Source organism: Bacillus sp. FSL R9-9530, assembly GCF_038008145.1.
GTDB lineage: Bacteria > Bacillota > Bacilli > Bacillales > Bacillaceae_G > Bacillus_A > Bacillus_A mycoides.
This window is the reverse complement of the sequence record NZ_JBBOYO010000001.1, coordinates 4466102-4485162: the sequence shown is the minus strand read 5'-3', so window position 1 is coordinate 4485162 and position 19061 is coordinate 4466102. Positions and strand designations below refer to the sequence as shown.

Annotated in this window: 24 protein-coding genes; 9 read left to right on the top strand and 15 right to left on the bottom strand. The window is 36.3% G+C overall.

The window, feature by feature from the left end:
• Positions 1-276: 276 nt before the first annotated feature.
• A complete protein-coding gene (locus MKX66_RS22535) occupies positions 277-651 on the bottom strand; it encodes a hypothetical protein (RefSeq protein WP_088033149.1) in 375 nt (124 codons plus the stop codon).
• Positions 652-819: 168 nt separating this feature from the next.
• On the opposite strand from MKX66_RS22535, the gene MKX66_RS22530 reads away from it, so the two are divergent.
• Entirely contained in the window at positions 820-1413 is a 594-nt protein-coding gene (locus tag MKX66_RS22530; RefSeq protein WP_215591323.1) for a DUF4304 domain-containing protein, read from the top strand.
• A 2-nt stretch (positions 1414-1415) separates the two neighbouring features.
• On the opposite strand, the gene MKX66_RS22525 is transcribed toward MKX66_RS22530, so the two are convergent.
• From MKX66_RS22525 to MKX66_RS22505, 5 genes are all read right to left on the bottom strand, one after another.
• Positions 1416-2219, bottom strand: coding sequence for a leucine-rich repeat domain-containing protein (locus MKX66_RS22525; RefSeq protein ID WP_193652078.1), 804 nt, complete (start codon positions 2217-2219; stop codon positions 1416-1418).
• Between the two features lie 11 nt (positions 2220-2230).
• Complete coding sequence (locus MKX66_RS22520) at positions 2231-2899, bottom strand: hypothetical protein (protein WP_193652079.1); 669 nt, start codon at positions 2897-2899, stop codon at positions 2231-2233.
• A 113-nt stretch (positions 2900-3012) separates the two neighbouring features.
• Positions 3013-3690: a CPBP family intramembrane glutamic endopeptidase gene (locus MKX66_RS22515; RefSeq protein WP_151305059.1), complete on the bottom strand. Its 678-nt coding sequence runs from the start codon at positions 3688-3690 to the stop codon at positions 3013-3015.
• Positions 3691-3786: 96 nt separating this feature from the next.
• On the bottom strand, positions 3787-4581 hold the full coding sequence (locus tag MKX66_RS22510; protein ID WP_341087164.1) for a nucleotidyltransferase domain-containing protein: 795 nt from the start codon (positions 4579-4581) through the stop codon (positions 3787-3789).
• A gap of 52 nt (positions 4582-4633) precedes the next feature.
• Entirely contained in the window at positions 4634-4942 is a 309-nt protein-coding gene (locus tag MKX66_RS22505) for a YuzD family protein (protein ID WP_000248598.1), read from the bottom strand.
• 206 nt (positions 4943-5148) lie between these two features.
• Between MKX66_RS22505 and MKX66_RS22500 the strand changes: the two genes are divergently transcribed.
• Positions 5149-5385, top strand: coding sequence for a NifU family protein (locus MKX66_RS22500; protein WP_000431159.1), 237 nt, complete (start codon positions 5149-5151; stop codon positions 5383-5385).
• Between the two features lie 561 nt (positions 5386-5946).
• Complete coding sequence (locus MKX66_RS22495; RefSeq protein ID WP_001137788.1) at positions 5947-6162, top strand: hypothetical protein; 216 nt, start codon at positions 5947-5949, stop codon at positions 6160-6162.
• Positions 6163-6221: 59 nt separating this feature from the next.
• On the opposite strand, the gene yutH is transcribed toward MKX66_RS22495, so the two are convergent.
• Positions 6222-7223, bottom strand: a complete 1002-nt coding sequence (gene yutH / locus MKX66_RS22490) for a spore coat putative kinase YutH (RefSeq protein ID WP_002089339.1) — start codon at positions 7221-7223, stop codon at positions 6222-6224.
• A 120-nt stretch (positions 7224-7343) separates the two neighbouring features.
• On the opposite strand from yutH, the gene MKX66_RS22485 reads away from it, so the two are divergent.
• Positions 7344-7835 (top strand): phosphatidylglycerophosphatase A family protein, encoded by a 492-nt coding sequence (locus MKX66_RS22485; RefSeq protein ID WP_078179370.1) that lies wholly within the window; start codon positions 7344-7346, stop codon positions 7833-7835.
• 19 nt (positions 7836-7854) lie between these two features.
• Here MKX66_RS22485 and MKX66_RS22480 read toward each other — a convergent pair whose 3' ends face one another.
• The 3 genes from MKX66_RS22480 to MKX66_RS22470 form a co-directional block, all read right to left on the bottom strand.
• On the bottom strand, positions 7855-8334 hold the full coding sequence (locus MKX66_RS22480) for a GNAT family N-acetyltransferase (protein WP_002015903.1): 480 nt from the start codon (positions 8332-8334) through the stop codon (positions 7855-7857).
• Between the two features lie 520 nt (positions 8335-8854).
• The gene (locus tag MKX66_RS22475; protein WP_341087161.1) at positions 8855-11428 is read right to left on the bottom strand and encodes an FtsX-like permease family protein; all 2574 of its coding nucleotides are present in this window, start codon (positions 11426-11428) and stop codon (positions 8855-8857) included.
• The gene (locus MKX66_RS22470) at positions 11412-12200 is read right to left on the bottom strand and encodes an ABC transporter ATP-binding protein (protein WP_012261926.1); all 789 of its coding nucleotides are present in this window, start codon (positions 12198-12200) and stop codon (positions 11412-11414) included. Before MKX66_RS22470 ends, MKX66_RS22475 begins: the two co-directional genes overlap by 17 nt.
• Positions 12201-12443: 243 nt before the next feature.
• On the opposite strand from MKX66_RS22470, the gene MKX66_RS22465 reads away from it, so the two are divergent.
• Positions 12444-13025, top strand: a complete 582-nt coding sequence (locus tag MKX66_RS22465; RefSeq protein ID WP_215590331.1) for an NAD(P)H-dependent oxidoreductase — start codon at positions 12444-12446, stop codon at positions 13023-13025.
• Between the two features lie 32 nt (positions 13026-13057).
• Here the strand turns inward: MKX66_RS22465 and MKX66_RS22460 are convergent, their stop codons facing one another.
• From MKX66_RS22460 to MKX66_RS22445, 4 genes are all read right to left on the bottom strand, one after another.
• A complete protein-coding gene (locus MKX66_RS22460) occupies positions 13058-13588 on the bottom strand; it encodes an iron ABC transporter substrate-binding protein (RefSeq protein ID WP_215590333.1) in 531 nt (176 codons plus the stop codon).
• A 116-nt stretch (positions 13589-13704) separates the two neighbouring features.
• On the bottom strand, positions 13705-14469 hold the full coding sequence (locus MKX66_RS22455; RefSeq protein ID WP_002129729.1) for a TIGR01457 family HAD-type hydrolase: 765 nt from the start codon (positions 14467-14469) through the stop codon (positions 13705-13707).
• A 107-nt stretch (positions 14470-14576) separates the two neighbouring features.
• Positions 14577-15209: a helix-turn-helix transcriptional regulator gene (locus tag MKX66_RS22450; protein ID WP_341087158.1), complete on the bottom strand. Its 633-nt coding sequence runs from the start codon at positions 15207-15209 to the stop codon at positions 14577-14579.
• Between the two features lie 78 nt (positions 15210-15287).
• The gene (locus MKX66_RS22445; RefSeq protein ID WP_002015910.1) at positions 15288-15728 is read right to left on the bottom strand and encodes a DUF86 domain-containing protein; all 441 of its coding nucleotides are present in this window, start codon (positions 15726-15728) and stop codon (positions 15288-15290) included.
• A 147-nt stretch (positions 15729-15875) separates the two neighbouring features.
• On the opposite strand from MKX66_RS22445, the gene glpX reads away from it, so the two are divergent.
• From glpX to MKX66_RS22430, 3 genes are all read left to right on the top strand, one after another.
• Positions 15876-16847, top strand: coding sequence for a class II fructose-bisphosphatase (gene glpX / locus MKX66_RS22440; RefSeq protein ID WP_002015911.1), 972 nt, complete (start codon positions 15876-15878; stop codon positions 16845-16847).
• 16 nt (positions 16848-16863) lie between these two features.
• Positions 16864-17130: a DUF3055 domain-containing protein gene (locus tag MKX66_RS22435; RefSeq protein ID WP_002015912.1), complete on the top strand. Its 267-nt coding sequence runs from the start codon at positions 16864-16866 to the stop codon at positions 17128-17130.
• 373 nt (positions 17131-17503) lie between these two features.
• Positions 17504-18001 carry a cytoplasmic protein gene (locus MKX66_RS22430; RefSeq protein ID WP_326996210.1) on the top strand — a complete coding sequence of 166 codons (498 nt, stop codon included), beginning with the start codon at positions 17504-17506 and terminating at the stop codon, positions 17999-18001.
• A gap of 43 nt (positions 18002-18044) precedes the next feature.
• On the opposite strand, the gene MKX66_RS22425 is transcribed toward MKX66_RS22430, so the two are convergent.
• Entirely contained in the window at positions 18045-18347 is a 303-nt protein-coding gene (locus MKX66_RS22425; RefSeq protein ID WP_002015914.1) for a YutD family protein, read from the bottom strand.
• 118 nt (positions 18348-18465) lie between these two features.
• On the opposite strand from MKX66_RS22425, the gene MKX66_RS22420 reads away from it, so the two are divergent.
• Positions 18466-19044, top strand: a complete 579-nt coding sequence (locus tag MKX66_RS22420; protein WP_002015915.1) for a YhcN/YlaJ family sporulation lipoprotein — start codon at positions 18466-18468, stop codon at positions 19042-19044.
• Positions 19045-19061: the final 17 nt, after the last annotated feature.

The following is a 19061-nucleotide window of genomic DNA, read 5'->3' as shown; positions in this document are numbered from 1 at the left end:
TATTTCATAAAAATGAACAAAAATCGAATACATTCCGACAATTATCCATTCTATATTCCATTTTTCTATTAAATATATTAGAATACTCATATATAAGACATTTAATACACTATGTTAAACATCTTGTATATTCGCAAAAAAGGATGTATCAAAATCATTTTGACACACCCTTCTCCTATTAAACTACTATTGTAATATGACCTAGCCTAAAATCTCGACTTAAGAGACTTCACAAATTAGCTCTCTACTATTTCAAACATATTTCCACTTACACAACTATCCCACATTACCCTTCACTTTCTCAATAACATCTTCTATACGCTTAGCTATACATTCTGGCTCCCAATCTCCCTCACCATGCATAGCTGTATAAACCGGACAATTCTCATCATTACTATCTACAAAGATCGGGTCTCCGAGATAGGAATCTATCCCAATTACAATCCAACCGTCTTTCCACTCTCCGTCTTCATTCCCGATTAAGCTTTGCCCTTCATCATCAAAGCTATAACCAAGTTGCCCTTCTTCTATTTCTTCACTATTAAATAATTCTATTGTCATTGGTTCAAATTCACACTCTAACTCAATTTCATTATCCTCAGCGCGATCTACATGTGCTAAAAGTTGTTTAATTTTATTGTGGTTAATCATAAGATTTTCTCCCTCATAAAGTGAAACTTTAATCAGTGGGGGTTTTGTTCATCCCCCACTGATTATTAGCCTTCACCAATCGGGCTTTTACGGGCAGTTGATCTCCCATCTAACTCCCTCGCATTCGCCGAATTTTGAAGTGAGAGTCTTACTGCCCGTTAATGCGGGATAAATTTACACGCTGCTTTAAAACCACTTGGATTTAAGAAGAAAAGACATACATTTTCCAAAGCTGATAACGGATTTTATAAGATCATTCATATACAAAAAAGCCAGTTTGGAGATGATTTCTATATAAATATAGGTGTTCATCCAATTGGTCTCCCGCAACTTATTACGGACCAATTACAAGTAAAAGAAAACATCTCAATATTCGATTGCATTCTACGAACAAGGATAGAGCCTATACATATGAAACAGAACCAGTTATTACATAATGTTTCACATGAAACTATCGACATTCCGAATTACCTTTCTACTATTTTCGACTGGTTTCAAACGTGGGCTTCATATAAAACTTTAATAAAAACAACTATACATTCCATAACTCCTGTACTAGCTGTCGTTCCAATATTACAAGAAAAAGCGTTTCTGCTTCTTACCTGTTTCTCTTTCTACAAATTAAAACAGTACGAACAAGCTAATCGCTACTTACAGCAATATTTGCATTGTGCTGTTCATCTTAATACCGAGGAGAAAGAGCCAGTCTTCTTTCATGAAGTTGATATGTATATGAAAAAACTAGTAGAAAGTGCAATGTAACTTCACATTGTGCTTTCTACTAGTGCTTTATATTCCTCTTGTAACTTTTTAAATTGTTCTTCATACTTTTGCATCTTTACCGTATCCGTTTTCGAATTAAGGAATGTCCTTCTTCTCCCAATCACCATTATATTTTTCCCTTCTATTGCATCGTTCATATATACGTAAGGTTTAAAAAACTTACATTCCGTATATGGCAATGCTACAGATAATTTTGCATACTCTTCCACTTTAAATTGATTAGATAAACTTAACTCTCGCAAATTTTTTAATTGTATTAAAGGTTCTAACGAATCATCTTTAACCTTTAAGTTCATAAGGGTAAGCTTTTTCAAATGTTGTAATGCAGCGAGTGGTTGTAAAGTTTGTACTTTCATCGTTGTATTTATTCCACCACCCATGTAAAAGGTATTGAGTTGCGGACACTTACTTAAAGCAGTTAAATCTTCTAGCTTAGAAAAATCATCAATTAGTAAGGATTTGAGTTTTTTATTATACGCAATATCCCATAACGTCTTCGCTTTTGTATTCCAGCACATATACAACTGTTGTAAATCAGATAATTTTTGAAGGCTACTTAAATCCTCGACCCTCATTTCGTAAACGTACAATATATTTGGACGAGCGTACGTAAGAATATGCTCAAATTGCTTTTGATTTACTGCGAAAACCCATAACTTCTTAACTTGTAAAGATGCTAATCGTTCTATATTTTTTGTTTTCCCCTCAATCGCTAATTCTTCTAAACTAGCAGTAACATTTTCCAAGTCCTTTATAATCCTCGGTTGCTCACCAATTGGAAACATTTTATCCTCTCCTACAACGCCCAAGTAATATTCATTTCTTCAAACGACTTCTTACTCACTTCCAACCCTTCGCCATCATCAGTTCCAATCATCGCTACTTCTTCTTTAGACAACATAATTTTCTCGTTTGGATTTTTGATTTTTCTCTCATACACGAGTTGTAACAGATCCATTTGCTCCTCTGTCAGTTCATACTCTTCTTCCAATCTTTCTATTGCAGATTCCGTATCAAGTAATGGGATTTCTAATAAGAATCCACCGTGCTCTTCCATCTCTTCAAATGAATCAATTGAATATGCACCGCTATCCTCAATCCAAAATGCCGTCGTAATGAAAGGAACTGTTTCCCCCTCTACCTCCTCTAATACGTATTGGAGTGCTTCCTCTTTAGCAATTTCTATCACTTCCGAAGGTGCCCCTTCAAAATAATTTTCCGCATCAATCCACTCATCAATTCTCTCACTATTCACATCTTGAAGACATACGATTGTGTACTTCGAATCAAAAGTAATTGTCCCTCTTCCGCCTTGACTATCTTGCATACTATAGTTAAATCCATCCCATGAACTTTCATGTGAGAAATCAGGAGCATGTGCTACAAAAATTGCATCTGCAATCGACTTTAAGATGCAACCTCTCCATAATTGTTCTTTGTCTATATGTAATTTATATTTACTCATCGTCTTCCCCCATACACATGTTTTTTCTATTATCTTTCCTCTACATAATACTTGTAAAGCCTTTTCTACCTACTGCAAAATAGGAAAGACGCCCTTTTCAAAAAGGCGTCTTTTTACATTTGAAAATTTACTAATATAAAAAATGAATTATTTAATAAATGAATTCCCCATGGAACGAGTAAATTATTTGTTTTCTTATATGTGTAGGCTAAACATACACCTATACCAAAAATATATAACATACTACCTAAAGTAAGGGGATGACCTAAAGTAAATATAAAAGCACTTATAACAATACTAGTAAGTGTAGAGAAGCGCTGAGATAATTTCGTGAAAAATATCCCCCGAAATAAAAGTTCTTCCCAAATCGGTGCAAAAATGGTGAGTACAACTACGTATAAAATGATTTCACTTATAGTAGGCTCTATTACTATATTTGACTCATCCACACTAAGCCCCTGTGGTAAAACTAAATTTAATACCGCAAGATATATAAGCAGTATGATCATCGTCATTACTATTGTTACATAATGTTTAAAATTATTGAACTGTAGTGATTTTACTAGCTGTGAACAATACTTTCTTGCTGGTGCATACATTACAATAATCGTACAAAACGTAAAGGGTGGGATAAGATGGTCTACATACCATGGATATAATGAGGAGTCATATAAAAAGTTCAAAAAACCCATTCCATGCATTACCCCAAAAGTAATTATTATAATGCTAATTACTTCGAGCATACTCATTTGTATATTCTTCTCTTCATATGTAGCTAATTCTGTGTTCATCCTATCCCCTCCAGTATAATTAAACCTTTCAAACCATTATATACCAATTTTAACACAAAAACAGACGATACAATTTACTGTATCGTCTGTTTTTCCCTACCATTTCTCTCTACATGCTTCAATTAGATGCAGCAAATACCTCTTCGTCATATCAGCCCTTCTCCACCTTGAGATTATTCGCTTTTCTTTTGGATTATGCCGCATTCGCTCTACTTCCCTTAATAAAGGATCCCACTTATGAGAGTAAAGTTCCAACATGTATTGTAATCCTCTATCTTTTGAAACAATTGTTTTATGTTCTAACGTATATAAAATACGTCCCATCGTAACGACAGCTGATTCTACCCATTCTTCTATGAAAAATAAATAAGGATGCTTCGCTTTTTCAAGCCAGTAATGTTCTACGTTGTATTTCATTGTATTTACTACATCGTCCCACTTTATTTGAAAGGAAAGGTCTTCTACTTCTTTCCCGCTAACTGTAATACCTTGATTTTTCAATGTCCACCATGTGACCGCGTTAATATCCCAATGACCAATATCAGCCTTACCATCTGCACAATACACGTACTCATTCATTTCATCATTGTATTTCCCCAAGTCAGCAAGCGGAATATACATACCGTCCATTCTTTTACCTAACGTACTTTTACTAATTTTTTTATGCAGTTCTATAATTTGTTGTTTTTCAGCTTCATTCACGGAATCACTTATTACCGTAACAAAGTCAACATCGCTCGTTTCTATATGAAATGCTCCTAGCGCGATTGATCCGTAAATATATACCCCGACTATTTTTTCGTCCGAAAAAATTTCTTTTAATTCTACTATGTACTGCTCCATTAATTGCTTTACTTCTTCTGGTAAAACTTGTTTTATTCCATTCTCCACATCTATCCCTCCATTAAAAAAAGCCTTTGCGAATTCGCAAAGGCTTCCTGCTTTATAAATATTTCTCGATTTCTTCGTAAACATCCTTCAAACGAGGATTTCCTTCTCCAACAATTTCTCCATTTACAAGAACGACCGGATAAAATAGATCTTCTTCCACTACGCGCTCTGCGAATGCTTTTTTATCTTCATCTTCTTGTTCTTGTTGAAAATCAATATACTCGAAATTAAATTTATTTTCTTGTCCTTCATATTTACGACCAATCGCCGCTTGTAACCACTCAAACGTTTCTGTTGAAGATGGCATTCCAACGCAGCTCGCACAAATTACTTTCGTCCCATACACTTGCACATTAACCATTTCTTCTCCCCCACTTCTTGCCCTAACAGTATATTCAGATGTCTTAGTACATAAGCACATCATTTTACAAACTTATTCCATACCCCTATACTGAAAAAACACGTTGTACACACGATATAATATTTTGACAATAAAACAAGAAGAGAAAAAATAGATTTTCCCCTCTATCTTGATTATAATAAAACTGATGAAAGGAGTCGATAAAAATGGAAAACCCACATATGCAAGAACAAGTACTAGAGGTATTAGATAAATTACGTCCATTCTTACTTCGCGATGGCGGAGACGTTGAATTAGTAGACATTGAAGAAGGTATCGTAAAATTACGCCTTATGGGTGCATGCGGAAGCTGCCCAAGTTCTACAATCACACTAAAAGCTGGTATCGAACGCGCACTACTTGAAGAAGTACCAGGCGTTATTGAAGTAGAACAAGTATTTTAATTTAAAAGCGGCGGTGGCTCGTTCAGCTCTGACTGGCTAAGGTTCTTTCGCATAGAAGGCGCTTTTTGCCTTCTTATGCGGAAGGTTCTTAGACACGAAGAGCTAGCCACCAGAGCTAGATAACATCTAAAAGCGGAAGCGGCTCGTCCAAAATGTGAGGAGGATGGAGCTTCTGACATAGAGGCGCTTTTTGCCTCGGCGGAAGAAGCGAAGCCACCGAACATTTTAGCCGCTGGAGCTAGACATTATCTAAAAGCGGAAGCGGCTCGTTCAGAACAGAAGGTCATTGGAGCTCCTGACGAAGAGGCGCTTTTTGCCTCACAGGAAGGCGCGAAATGGCCGACTGTTCTAGCCGCTGGAGCTAGACAATATCTAAAAGCAGAAGCGGCTCGTTCAGAATCGCTTCCTAGAAAGAGACCCAAATGGGTCTCTTTTTTTATTCAAATAACACTTCCCCTTTAACATCATAAAACAAAATTGGAAATCCTTCTCAAAAAGTGCGATAATTAATACTATAGAATCGTTCACACATATACAGAAAAAAACATAGGGGGACGACACATGCCAAGAATGGGGAACACTTTCTTAACAATTCAAGAACTAGAAAAGAAAAAAGAGTATTTATTAGACCTTTCATCCGTTATACCAACATGGAATGCAAGTTATCAATTTTTATTTAAAGAAATCCAGCAAGAATTATTGAGTAAAGTAAATGAAAAAATCGAAAGACATCAATTCATTTTAAATATATGTGCAGATCAACAGGTAGGGGCATAATGTATTACATACAATTGTGATATATAAAAAAGAGACCTCACCCGGTCTCTTTTTTCATTTTAAGACAGCCAATCTAATTTCCTAATGCCTAACTTATCAACAGGTAAACGAAATGACTCGTAAAAATGATTCATAAATTGCTCAGTGCGCTTCACATCATGTAAAATGATTTCTAAACGGGCTCTATATATGCCTTTTTGTTCTTCGTTTCCTGTTTGATAATATCGTTCAATCGTTTCAAAGTAGTGAAGCGGGAACAGAAGCCTTGCGAATAATAAGCGCCAACCAAATGAAGAGAGCGAATAATTACGTTCATAATCTGTAATGAATTGAACTACCGTTTGCTCCCAATCTTTCTTTTTTTCTATCATCATATAGCGAATACATTCTGCTATATCTCTACTTGGGTGATCATATACCCAATCAAAAGGAAGTTTTAAACGCTTCGTTTGCTGCCATAATAAAGGTGTAAATCGTTCTTGGCAAATTGTTGCTGCGTCAGTTATTTGTGGTGTATCGTCCATTTCTGTATCGACAACATATTGAATTGCATTTTCTGCAACTCCTAAGTAATACGGGAAGGATTCAATAAACAATTGATCGAATACGTCTGAAGGATGGTTCATCACTTGCGATTGCCAAAACCTTTCTAATTGGTCGAGCCTTTTTTCCCATAATGCTTTCCATTCACCAATGCGGCTTAATTGCTCAACTTCTTCTGGAAAGAATGCGCCACGTTTATGGAATATAGAAAGCTCACTTCCTAATGATGTAGCATGTCGCTCTAACATACGCATACCTTTTAATAAGCAGTAATTTTTTTCTTCTATCTCACTTACATAGTAGCCGTGTATAGTCGGAACGAAAGTCGAAACAGTTATATCCCCTTGCTGGTTCATATAATCACTGAGCTTTTTCATCTCTACAAGTACTTCTTCCTCCATTTCTCCAATTGGAACAAGTACATAAATTTTGTTGCGAATCCAAAAGCTTTTATAGGGGCCAAGGGGGATTAATTCTTTAACATGCATGTGATAATGCTCATAAATATGCTGAATCATCGCAGTCGCCACCTATGGTTTTTCTTTATATATATGAGCTTGTGCTCGCCTTTCATTCCTATGCACATGATAAAGCAACGAAACGTATACAAATACTAAAAAGAAAAAAAGGTGATAAACATGAAAGACTCAAATCAACTACAAGAAAGAGCATTACAACTATTACAAGAACGCGGTGTAACAATTGACGATATTGCTGATCTTGTTCATTTTCTTCAAAAGAAATACCATGCAAATTTAGAGATGTCAGAATGTCGCTATAACGTTGAGCGTGTACTATCCAAACGAGAAGTACAAAACGCACTTATTACAGGCATTGAACTTGATGTCCTCGCTGAAAAAGGACTATTAAGTCAACCGTTACAAGATATCGTAAAACGCGATGAAGGACTATATGGAATCGATGAAGTCATCGCACTTTCAATCGTTAACGTGTACGGCTCTATCGGTTTCACGAACTTTGGATATATCGATAAATTAAAGCCAGGTATTTTAGAATACTTAAATGATAAATCAACTGGAAAAGTTCACACATTCCTTGATGATATCGTTGGCGGAATCGCTGCCGCTGCTTCAAGTCGTTTAGCGCACCGTGCTGAGCATTCGGAATAACGTATCTAGGCCGTCAGTTTCACACTGACGGCCTTTCATATTCCATAAGCATGAACTCTCTTCCACGGCTCAAAAAAAGAGGTCCTACTTGAAATCCAATGTTTTTATACAGCCTAATCGCTCTCTTATTGAATGTCGCTACACTCAGTCGAAACATTTTCGAATTCAATTCCTCAGTAGCAAATGCTATTCCCGCTTGAAAAAATATTTCCCCCATCCCTTTTCCTGTTAACTCCGGCTTCATCCCAAGCCCAATATCTACTACATCTTCTCCCCTATATAAATTAGCATCTCTTCCCCCTGGCACTTGTGCATTTTCTCCAAAACAAAAATAGCCGATGAATTCTCCATTCTCTCCGCAACAACCGTAATACGTCCCATCTAGCAACTCTTCTATTACTTCAGCATCTCCCGAAAAGCTATATAACGTATAGGGATTTTCATACTTCCACGTATTTATTTCTTTCGCTTCTTCTTCTGTTAACTTATGTATATCCATTCATCTCGCTCCTTATCAAATACTCTACTAATCTATATGTATTTACTCATTCATTTTCCAAACTTGATTCTCCTCTAATCGTAATATGCATAGTTACATACGCACACCCCTTTAAAAAATGCTAAAATTTATTTGAATCGCTGTTGTTACACTTCTTGATTAAGAAAGACTGTTAACCGGAAAATTAACGTCTTATCAAACCCAAGCAATTGGCACGTTTTGTCATCATGAAAGACACTCGAAAGAGTGTCTTTTTTCTATACCTGAGCAGGACCTGCTCATTTACAAAATTAATGCATAAATTAATATAACTCTTAAACCCATTATTCCCTTTCTATACGTTGCAGCGTTCGTTGCGACAGATTCGGATAATAAAAAGCACTCCAGCCAGAGTGCTTTTTACTTTCAAACAAGGAGGTTACATATATGGATAGTACTCTTGTATTTAACTTTGGCATTGGTATTGTTATCATTTTATTCGTCTTCTTTGTACTTTGTATGAGCGGGATATAGTAATCTTTTATGCTGATAACTCCTTTAAAGTATCACTCAATTTAAACTTTCTTAATTGTAATGAAGCAATCATTGCTGCTCCTGCTCCGAGTATAATGCTAGCTAGTGCCAATATTAAAACTTGATTATACGGAATGATAATAACCGTTAACTCTAAGCTTGATAACACAATATAACTAAATACAATACCACCTAAAACCCCAATACAACCAGCTATCGCTCCAAGTAAAGTGCCCTCTAATAAAACAATCCGTCTCATTTGCTTCGGAATAGCTCCTACCGCACGAATCATACTAATTTCAGCACGTCTTTCATGTAAACTTGAGACAATCGCATTCATTAACCCTATACCAGAAATAATGAAAACAATTACAACTAACAAGCGAATTAACATCATCATTTGCGATAATAACTGTTCTTGTTCTTTCAATAAATCATAACTGTTTATAACTTCTACATTCTCTTTATTATTTGTAATTTCTTTTACTTGCTTCTTAATCGCTTCAAATGATTGTTTAGAATTTGTCATAATTTGAATCGCTTCATATCCTTGTACGTGAAACTTATCGCGAGCCCATTGTTCATTTACAAAAATATCTAACCCTCTTAACCTTAATCCTTGCTCAATAATCGAAACGACTTTAATCGTTTGTTTTTCTTTCCCTTTTCCTTGTACTTCAATCGTATCATGCAACTGAAGTCCTAAATTTTCAGCCACTTCCTTCGTAATGACTCCCTCACCATCTTGTAACGGCTTACTTAAAGTTTGCCCTGCAATCACTTTCGCCTTTGTTACTTTCTGGTACGCTACAATATCGTTACCGACAACTTCCATTGAATCGTAGTTCAAATTGTTTTTTTTCGCAAATTCATACCATTCTTGATTCGCTTGTTTAAAGTCATAATTCACAAGCTTTGCTGTAAAGTCAGTAGCATTCCCAACACATGATTCCACACCATCAATTTTTCTAACCTTCTCCATCCAACTAAACGGTAATGTTTCTATTCCTTGCGACTCTACCGGAATTCTTATTACTAAGTCCGCTGGTAAATGTTTTTGTAATCCTTTCTTCGTACCTTCATACATAGAATTTACATACATCGTTCCAACAAGGGCTAACATAAAACCAAATGCTAATATAGCAACCGATACAGCTGCCTTATTTCGATAACGAATTACATTTCGGCTACTAATCGTCGTTTCAATTCGTAATATCATTTGAAACGGTTTTGCAATCACTGGTGCTATCATACGAATAAAGAACGGAATTGCAAATAACAAACCAACTGCAAATAACAGCGCTCCTATCGCACTTGGATTAAAACCGATATACTGCTCTAATACGTTACCTGCTAGTCCAATAACAGTACCAATGATTAAAATGCTAAGGCTAAAAGCACTCCATCTCTTTTCTTTTTTCTCATTACTAGGAAGACCTGGGCGAAGTGCTTGAACTGGTGGAATCTTTCTAACCATGAAAGCTGGTATAATGGCCCCTACGATAGACATAACAACGCCTAGTAAAAACGTAATGAGTAAAATCTCACCTGAAATCGAGAATGATGCTTTACCTGCCCCCTCAATATTCACCCATTTGTTGATGAATGATGCTGCAATTGTTTGCGTACCTGCCCCAAGAATAACCCCTGCTAGCGATCCGATTGCTCCGATGCATAAAGCCTCTAATAAAACGACTAATATAATTTGATTTGGGTTACTACCGAGTGCACGTAATAATGCCCATTGCTTAAATCGACTTCTAACAGATAAGAAGAAACTTCCCATTATTAAAAGAGCTACAACAAATAAAGCAATACCACCTAAACTAAAAATTAACGGCTTCATTACATTTAGTCGTTCAAACGCCTTATCAACATAAGTACGTTGATCCACCTTTATATTTTCTATCTTCTTATTTACATCAAGAGCAATTGCCCTTTTCACATTTACATCGGCGGTTTTCACTTGAACGAGGTTGAATTGATTTGATAGATTTAATTCTTTTTGAAGCCAATGTATTGGAAAATAAGCACTATGCCCCATTGCTGCCATTAGCGGTGGATTTAAAATCCCGACGACTTTCACATTCTTTTCTCCATGCTGCGGGAATGGCAGTTTAATCGTATCTCCTACCCGTATATTTTCACGATCTGTATACCCTTTTGTCAGTGCTACTTCAGCACCTTCTTTCGGATATCGTCCTTCTAATATTTTATAAGAATGCATTTCTGGAGAATCTTGCTCAACACCCCAATAAGATGGCTTTCCCGATAGTTCTTTATAATGTGGAAAAGGATACGGTATAAGTGCTTTTGATATTTTTTCAGCATTTTCTAAGCCATCTATTCCTTTTAAACTTTCATTATTTAAATACATGTCATTTTTTATATAGCCAAATTGTAAATTATAATCTCCATACCGACTTACTACTTGTTCCTTCACACTTTGCTCTACTGATTGATTACCTAGTAATAACATCGTCGCTAACATAACACCTAAAGCTGCACCGAGGGCAATCAACATATTTCGCAACCAATTTTGTTTCATCGATTTTACCGCATACTTAATTACCCATCGCATCACCTTTACCTCCTACTTTAAAGTGACGATTCATAATCTCTTGAATGTGAGTAACTTGTTGCGGGATATTTCGAAATTTCCACCCTTTACTTTCAGTATGCTCATGAATCACCTCACCATCTAATAAGAAAACGACTTTATCAGCATGGGCCGCTACGAACGGATCGTGCGTTACAATGACAGCTGTTTGCCCTAATTCATCACATGCATTGCGAAGTGCCGCGATAATATTTTTGCTGTTTTCTGAATCTAACGCCCCTGTTGGCTCATCTGCTAATATAATAGCCGGCTCATTTGCAAAAGCTCTTGCTATCGCAACCCTTTGCTGTTGCCCACCTGATAACTGTGCTGGTAAATGCTTTTCTTTTCCTTTCAATCCAACGAGCTCTAATAAACGATTTGCTGTCACAGTTGCCTTCTTTTGCGAAACATTATCTAATAGTAAAGGCAACCCTACATTTTCCTCCGCATTAAACACTGGAATTAAATTAAACTGCTGAAAAATAAAACCGATTTTATGCCTTCTAAATAAAGCGAGCTCTTTTTCTTTTAATGTTGAAATCTCCGTACCATCAACTCGAATACTACCTACCGATGGAATATCTAATCCACCTAACAGCTGAAGTAAAGTCGTTTTACCCGATCCACTTGCCCCCATAATACAAACAAAGTCACCTTTTTGAATTTGAACATTAATATCTTTTAAGATCTTTACTTTACTATCCCCAATATCAAACGATTTTTCTAACCCTTCAATTTCAATAATATTCATCCCAATATCCCCTTCTCTCTATTTACCAATCTATATATTCTATTCAGAAATGCAAAATCCCTACTATTTTGTATTTTTTTGTCACATACTAACATTTATATTAATGGGCCGTAAGACTCCCACCGATTAAAGTTTCACTTTATTTCTCACGTCAGAAAAGTTTACTCTCGCAACGAAAGTAATCATAATAGTTACACGAATACATAAAAACTATTCACATATCCACAATTAGGAGGAAGAACAATGAAACATGTAATCGTTTATGCACACCCGAATACAGCAAGCTTCAACCATGCAATTTTAGAAACTGTAAAAAGTGAATTAGAAGAAAAAGGTCATGAAGTACGCGTTCGTGATTTATACGAATTAAACTTCAATCCAGTATTAGGCGCTTCCGATTTCATCTCATTTTCCCAAGGAAACACACCAGAAGATATTAAAGAAGAACAAAAGCATATCTCTTGGGCTGATAGTATTACATTCATTTACCCAGTTTGGTGGGCGGGTCTTCCTGCTATTTTAAAAGGATACGTTGACCGTGTATTTAGCCACGGCTTCGCTTATGCTTACGGTGAGAATGGTATTGAAAAGTTATTAAGCAGTAAAAAAGGATTGTTATTATCTACGATGGGAAATTCGAAAGAAGTATACACAGCAGGCGGTATGTTTGATGCAATGAAAAAAACAACTGATGCTGGTATTTTTGAATTTACAGGCATTGAAACACTGGAGCATACATTCTATACAAGTGTTCCTTCTGTGGATGACAGTGTGCGTAAACAATATCTTGAAGAAGTTAAAGACGTAGTGAATCGTGCGTTTTAATAAAAAAACTCCGGTTATAACAACCGGAGTTTTTATTTCATCATCAATTTCGGAATATACCTTTGAAGAATGCTTTCTAATTCATTCATATCTTCCTGTCTAATAAGTAAATTCACATTATCATTCATTTTTTCTCGCCCGCGATATAAAAATATATTTTCTTTTGGATTTTCCCATGTTGATGTTTTATAGCCTTTTAATTCTTCGTATGAATAAAAGTTCAATCCGTCTATTACACCTTTTTCATATATTTGTACACTTTTAATCAGATGGATAGCTATTAAAGTCATAAAACAACTTACTACAGCATAACTACCTGACTGAACGAGAAATTGTTCAATTGTACCAATATCACCACTTACGTACTGAGCATATGTATACATACATTGTCCGATGAAATACGCCGGTCCAAGTGATGCAATCCAACGCCGTTTCACCCGAGGATATGTTGCAATAAGTTTTCCCGCTCTTTTTTTCATTGCATTTATTTTATATATCTTCCATAGAACAAAGAACAAAACACATAATGCAAAAACAAACATAATGCATGACATCCAGTACACTCTTATTCCCTCCCTTTTTATATCAATACATATAAATTCTACATTTTATATAACTACAGTACATATGCAATTATGCATAAAAAAACAGGCAACCTCCTCCGGTTACCTGCATTTCATTACATCTTCTCAATCCACTCCGTCAAGTTGTGCACAACTTGCGTCGGTTGTACTTCATATTCTGTTAACTTGTCCACAGTTGTTACTCCAGTGTGGACAAGAAGGGTATGCATACTAGCATTTATCCCCGCTAAAATGTCTGTATCGTAGTTATCCCCAACCATTAAAGCTTCTTCTTTTCCTATGCCAAGCACTTTTAACGCTTGTTCCATAATGATTGATTCTGGTTTACCAATAAAGATTGGGTCCACACCTGTTGATACTGCAACAACTGATGTTAATGAACCGTTACCTGGTAATAATCCGCGTTCAGTCGGAATTGCGATATCCCCATTTGTTGAAATAAACGTTGCACCGTTACGCACAGCAAGGCACGCTTTTGCTAATTTTTCATATGTGATATCGCGATCTAAACCAACAATGACGAAATCAGGATTTTCATCCACAATTTCAAATCCCTTTTCCACAAGAGCAGCGTGTAAGCCCTCTTCACCAATCATATATACAGTCGCATCTTGTTTACGCTCATAAATAAAGTTCGCTGTAGCCATACTCGTTGTGAATACTTGCTCCGCTTTCGCTGGAATATCGAAACGAACAAGCTTTTCTGCAACTTGTTCTGGTTTACGAGTTGAGTTATTTGTAACGAATAAATATGGAATACCGCGCTCTCCTAACGCTTTTACGAAATCGCTTGCTTCTTCAATTTGTTCTTCACCACGATACATTGTACCGTCTAAGTCAATTAAATAGCCTTTATACATCTGTTTGTCTCTCCTTCTATGCTAACGTTCTCACCTATCATACCACTCTTATATTAACCCCTTTTTCAAAAGAAAAAAACGCTTTACCCTAAAGCGTCCCATAACGTTCATTTTTTCTCTTTTATTTGGTACGAACAATTACAATCGCCCACGCACATGTTCGTTAGCGCTTTCACATTTGCACCTGTAAATAACCGCTTGTACATATCTTTTTCATCTTCACACACTTGCGGGTATTTCTCCGCTATTTCCTTTAACGGACAGTTTTGCTTTTCAAGTATGAAAGAGCGTTCCCCATCTCTCTTTATTTGAACCATATAACCATTTTTCTCTTGCATAGCAGCTATTTCTTGTACTTTATACGCTAAATTACTTTGGTTACTTATCTTCTTTTTTAACTGTTCTTCCATTCGTTTCGTTCTCGCTTGTAAAACGTAACGAAGTATTTTTTCATCGCCCATTCGAGCTAAATCATCTAATATTTCAATAGCAAACTGCTTATATTCTTTCGGGAATGTATCTTCTCCCTTTTGACTTAATCCATACAAATATGTTGGTCGTCCAACATGCTGCCTTACCATCTTTGAATAAATTAGCTCTTCATTTTCTAGTTTACTTAAATGTCGACGAATCGCCATCTCTGTAATTTCTAAAGCTTCGGCTAATTCTGCTACAGTATGCTCTCCTTTTATCTTCAGTAATTGTACAATCTCTTCTCTCGTAGTACGTGCTTCCCCCATAGCTCACCCTTCTCCCTTTTCTTTCTCCTATACAATATAAGATCCCCAAAGGAATTCCCGGGGATCTTATAAGCACAATTATTCTGGTACAAATGCAGATACAGGTCCTAATTCCTTTTCTAAATAACTGTGAATATTCGCTGGGTATTTCTCTACCACGGCGATATGTTTTTGAATTGTCTTATATAATTCATCATGATTCATTTGAATATAGTCTTGCGTAAGCATTTTTCGAAGAAGAATAATTTCTTTAATATGCGCTCCCTCTTCTCCACTTATAACTCTCTCGTCCATTAAAATATCAATAATATCTTCGTAACTTCCTGGATCGCGCATAATAAATCCATCAATCATCGCATTCCCTACATCTAATATACAATCGATAATAAGATGCGCCATGCGCTCTAATGCGTAAAATTCAAACTCGGTTTCATATGTCTTTTTCTCTTGAAATGTATTTGTTGCTCGTTCTAAACATACTAGCATTTGTTCTATTTTCTTTCTGTCTACGAAGTACATGAATGTCACCTACCTGGAAATTAAAGCATTTACATTTTAATTGTAACGCTTTCTTCTGAAAAAATCGACAATTTTTCGAATTCACCTTTTCCTCGTTATTTGTTATAGTTATATTTGTATGATTTTTGAAATTGGAGGAATGCAACCTTGGAACGTGAACTCGCACTAGAAATTGTCCGTGTAACAGAAGCAGCAGCCTTAGCATCCGCACAGTGGATGGGCCGCGGAAAGAAAAACGAAGCAGATGATGCAGCAACTACAGCTATGCGTGATATGTTCGATTCAGTAAACATGGCAGGTACAGTTGTAATTGGTGAAGGAGAACTTGATGAAGCACCGATGTTATATATTGGTGAAGAACTAGGAACAGGTAACGGTCCAGAAGTAGATATCGCCGTTGACCCATTAGAAGGCACAAACATCGTTGCAAAAGGTCTTGCAAATGCAATGGCAGTTATTGCAATCGCGGATAAAGGAAACCTTCTTCATGCTCCGGATATGTACATGGAAAAAATCGCGGTTGGTCCAAAAGCAGCTGGTAAAATTAGCTTAGATGATCCAATTGAAAAAACAATTGATATTGTAGCAGAAGCAAACAATAAAAAAATTCGTGACCTAACGGTTATCATCCAAGAACGTGAACGTCATCAAGATATTATTGACCGTGTTCGTGCAAAAGGTGCACGCGTAAAACTATTTGGTGATGGAGATGTTGGTGCATCAATCGCTACAGCTTTACCTGGAACAGGTATCGACTTATTCGTAGGTGTAGGCGGAGCTCCAGAAGGCGTTATTTCTGCAGCAGCATTAAAATGCCTTGAAGGTGAAATGCAAGCTCGCTTAGTTCCAATGAACGAAGAAGAAGAAGCTCGTTGTCGTGAAATGGGATTAGAAGATCCTCGTCAACTTCTTATGTTAGATGACTTAGTATCTGGTGATGATGCAATCTTCTCAGCAACAGGTGTATCTGCTGGTGAATTATTAGACGGCGTGAAATTCCTTGGCGGAGATTTAGCTGAAACATATTCTATCGTAATGCGTTACAAAACAAGAACAGTACGTTTCATTAAAACGCATCACCATTTAGATCATAAACCACACTTAAACTTAGATATTTAATAAAGGAGCCATGTGTATGGAAGAACGTTTCTTTCTGTACGACGATACAGTCGCTACAAGAACTCGTTTCGTTAGCTTTTTGGGGGAAAATGAGCGTCATGATTTAGCGCTTTTATACTCCGATCGTCATTACGGTAAAACGATAGTCCTTGATATGCAAAGCAACAAATTTGCTATCATTGGTCCTGACGATTTAAACGAACAAGGCTACTTAGAGCATGCATTTTCGATGTCTGAAGAAAATGCAGAAGAATTACGCTCATTTTTATTTGAACTTATATAATTTATCTGGTGCACCAGCTATGTTAGCTGGTGTTTTTTTACAATTTATATTTTGAATTTTCAATCTTATGTGTTATACTTATGAACAAATCTATTTGGATAGAAAGGACGTTATCTGCGTATGCCAACATTTACTTTGTAATGGACCAGCAATTGGATAGCATTACTCTCAAAAAAGCACCGTGCTTTTTCAAGGGAGTAGTCTGCCCATTCCCATTACGAAGGAACGTAACGCATCTGTAGTATGATGTTTACGGAGGTTCCTCTTGGGGGAATCTCTTTTTATTTTTGTCTACTTCTTATGTCTTCATACTACAAGACATCCAAATAGCTGTATTACGTTCCTTTGCCACTAATATAAGAGGTGAAGGAAAATGCAGAAAGTACAACTTTCTTGGAGTTTATATGAAAACGAACTAGCAACAATCGAAAAGTATTGTAAAAATTGCAGACGCACTACCCTATTTACTAACACGAACATTCGCAGACATAATGCAAACGGAAAGAATATATACCGATTTGCAATTTATAAATGTCCGAAAGATCATACGTGGAATCAAAAACTTCATATTTATAAATCATTTACTGATCACGTCGAAACTGTCGATATGACTCAGCAAGAACAAACGGAAACAAGTACTACCATTTCCATTACACAATACAAAGAAAGTGGTATAGCCGAAATAACGATCGTATTAGACATAGTTTTCGGTTCCCACCGGATTGATAAAGTGTTATCCACATATATTTCAGATTGGAGCCGCACTATCATTGTGGATAAAATTAAAAATGGGCATATCCAATTGAACCGACAACAAATGAAACCAAACACACTACTTTCTGAAGGCGATTCTATTTCAATTTGTTTGTGAGCAAGTATAAAAAAAATCCTCTTACAATCGTAAGAGGATTTTTTCATTTCTTCACTTTTCGTAATACAAAGTGTGCACAACCGAAGTTACAGTACTCGTATAAATACTCTGATAAAGTACTAATTTTCGTATCATATGTCGAACGTTGATTACTATCATCAAAGAATCCGCGCAATCTAAGTTGCTCATAACCCCAGTCTCCAACGATATAATCATATTTATTTAAAATTTCTGCATAGCGCTCTTTAAGTGCTTCTTCACTAAAACCGTCACGAAAGTTTTTAATTACTTCGTACTGAACATTATTAACGCTCACCGTAGTATGAATCTCTTGCTTTTGCTCCATTATGAACTTCCTCTCTAAGCATTCTTCTTTTTATCGTATCACAAAGCATAACAACCAACAATTTCAAATACAAAAAATTGAAAATTAGTGCATGCTATGGAGAAGGAGGTGCTACATCGTGAAAAAACAAATTATACTCTCTCTTCTCACTCTTTCCTTATTTGCAGGCTGCCAATCAACTAATAAAGCTGAAATGGAGCGTGAAGAAGGAAGTCGTGTTCTTGTTTCCAACAAAAACGACATGTATCATACGGAAAATACAAATACACGGCTCACAAGGGTGGGCTATTCATCTAAACAAAAACATGAAGTATCTAACAAACAAGTAGGCGCCATTAACCGTGAGAAAGTCGCTGAAATGATTACAAGCATGACAGTCAAACTTCCTGACGTCACCAATGCCGCTACACTCGTTACCGACGACGAAGTGTTCGTTGTATACCGTGCAAACACAACGGATCCGAAACTCGTAACAGATCAAGTATATAAAACTGCTTTGTCCATCGTTCCTCGCTATTATAAAGCATATGTATCAACAAACCAAAAGTTGATTTCTCAAATTCAAGGTCTTCAATCTGGTAGCCTAAACGATAAAGAATATGAACAAAGTCTTGATATGTTAAAACGTGAAATGAGCGATAATCCTCATTTGAACAATACGGGGGATCAAACTTTAAATGACATGATTAAAAAATAAAAAGGTGGAGAAAACCT

Coding starts and splice junctions, on each gene's coding strand:
- MKX66_RS22515 (WP_151305059.1), bottom strand. CDS start 3,690: ATGAACACAGAATTAGCTACATATGAAGAGAAGAATATACAAATGAGT.
- MKX66_RS22505 (WP_000248598.1), bottom strand. CDS start 4,942: ATGGTTAATGTGCAAGTGTATGGGACGAAAGTAATTTGTGCGAGCTGC.
- MKX66_RS22485 (WP_078179370.1), top strand. CDS start 7,344: ATGAAAGACTCAAATCAACTACAAGAAAGAGCATTACAACTATTACAA.
- MKX66_RS22480 (WP_002015903.1), bottom strand. CDS start 8,334: ATGGATATACATAAGTTAACAGAAGAAGAAGCGAAAGAAATAAATACG.
- MKX66_RS22455 (WP_002129729.1), bottom strand. CDS start 14,469: ATGTATAAAGGCTATTTAATTGACTTAGACGGTACAATGTATCGTGGT.
- yutH (WP_002089339.1), bottom strand. CDS start 7,223: ATGATTCAGCATATTTATGAGCATTATCACATGCATGTTAAAGAATTA.
- MKX66_RS22500 (WP_000431159.1), top strand. CDS start 5,149: ATGGAAAACCCACATATGCAAGAACAAGTACTAGAGGTATTAGATAAA.
- MKX66_RS22535 (WP_088033149.1), bottom strand. CDS start 651: ATGATTAACCACAATAAAATTAAACAACTTTTAGCACATGTAGATCGC.
- MKX66_RS22525 (WP_193652078.1), bottom strand. CDS start 2,219: ATGTTTCCAATTGGTGAGCAACCGAGGATTATAAAGGACTTGGAAAAT.
- MKX66_RS22465 (WP_215590331.1), top strand. CDS start 12,444: ATGAAACATGTAATCGTTTATGCACACCCGAATACAGCAAGCTTCAAC.
- MKX66_RS22475 (WP_341087161.1), bottom strand. CDS start 11,428: ATGCGATGGGTAATTAAGTATGCGGTAAAATCGATGAAACAAAATTGG.
- MKX66_RS22435 (WP_002015912.1), top strand. CDS start 16,864: ATGGAAGAACGTTTCTTTCTGTACGACGATACAGTCGCTACAAGAACT.
- MKX66_RS22445 (WP_002015910.1), bottom strand. CDS start 15,728: ATGTACTTCGTAGACAGAAAGAAAATAGAACAAATGCTAGTATGTTTA.
- MKX66_RS22495 (WP_001137788.1), top strand. CDS start 5,947: ATGCCAAGAATGGGGAACACTTTCTTAACAATTCAAGAACTAGAAAAG.
- MKX66_RS22430 (WP_326996210.1), top strand. CDS start 17,504: ATGCAGAAAGTACAACTTTCTTGGAGTTTATATGAAAACGAACTAGCA.
- MKX66_RS22470 (WP_012261926.1), bottom strand. CDS start 12,200: ATGAATATTATTGAAATTGAAGGGTTAGAAAAATCGTTTGATATTGGG.
- MKX66_RS22450 (WP_341087158.1), bottom strand. CDS start 15,209: ATGGGGGAAGCACGTACTACGAGAGAAGAGATTGTACAATTACTGAAG.
- MKX66_RS22425 (WP_002015914.1), bottom strand. CDS start 18,347: ATGGAGCAAAAGCAAGAGATTCATACTACGGTGAGCGTTAATAATGTT.
- MKX66_RS22520 (WP_193652079.1), bottom strand. CDS start 2,899: ATGAGTAAATATAAATTACATATAGACAAAGAACAATTATGGAGAGGT.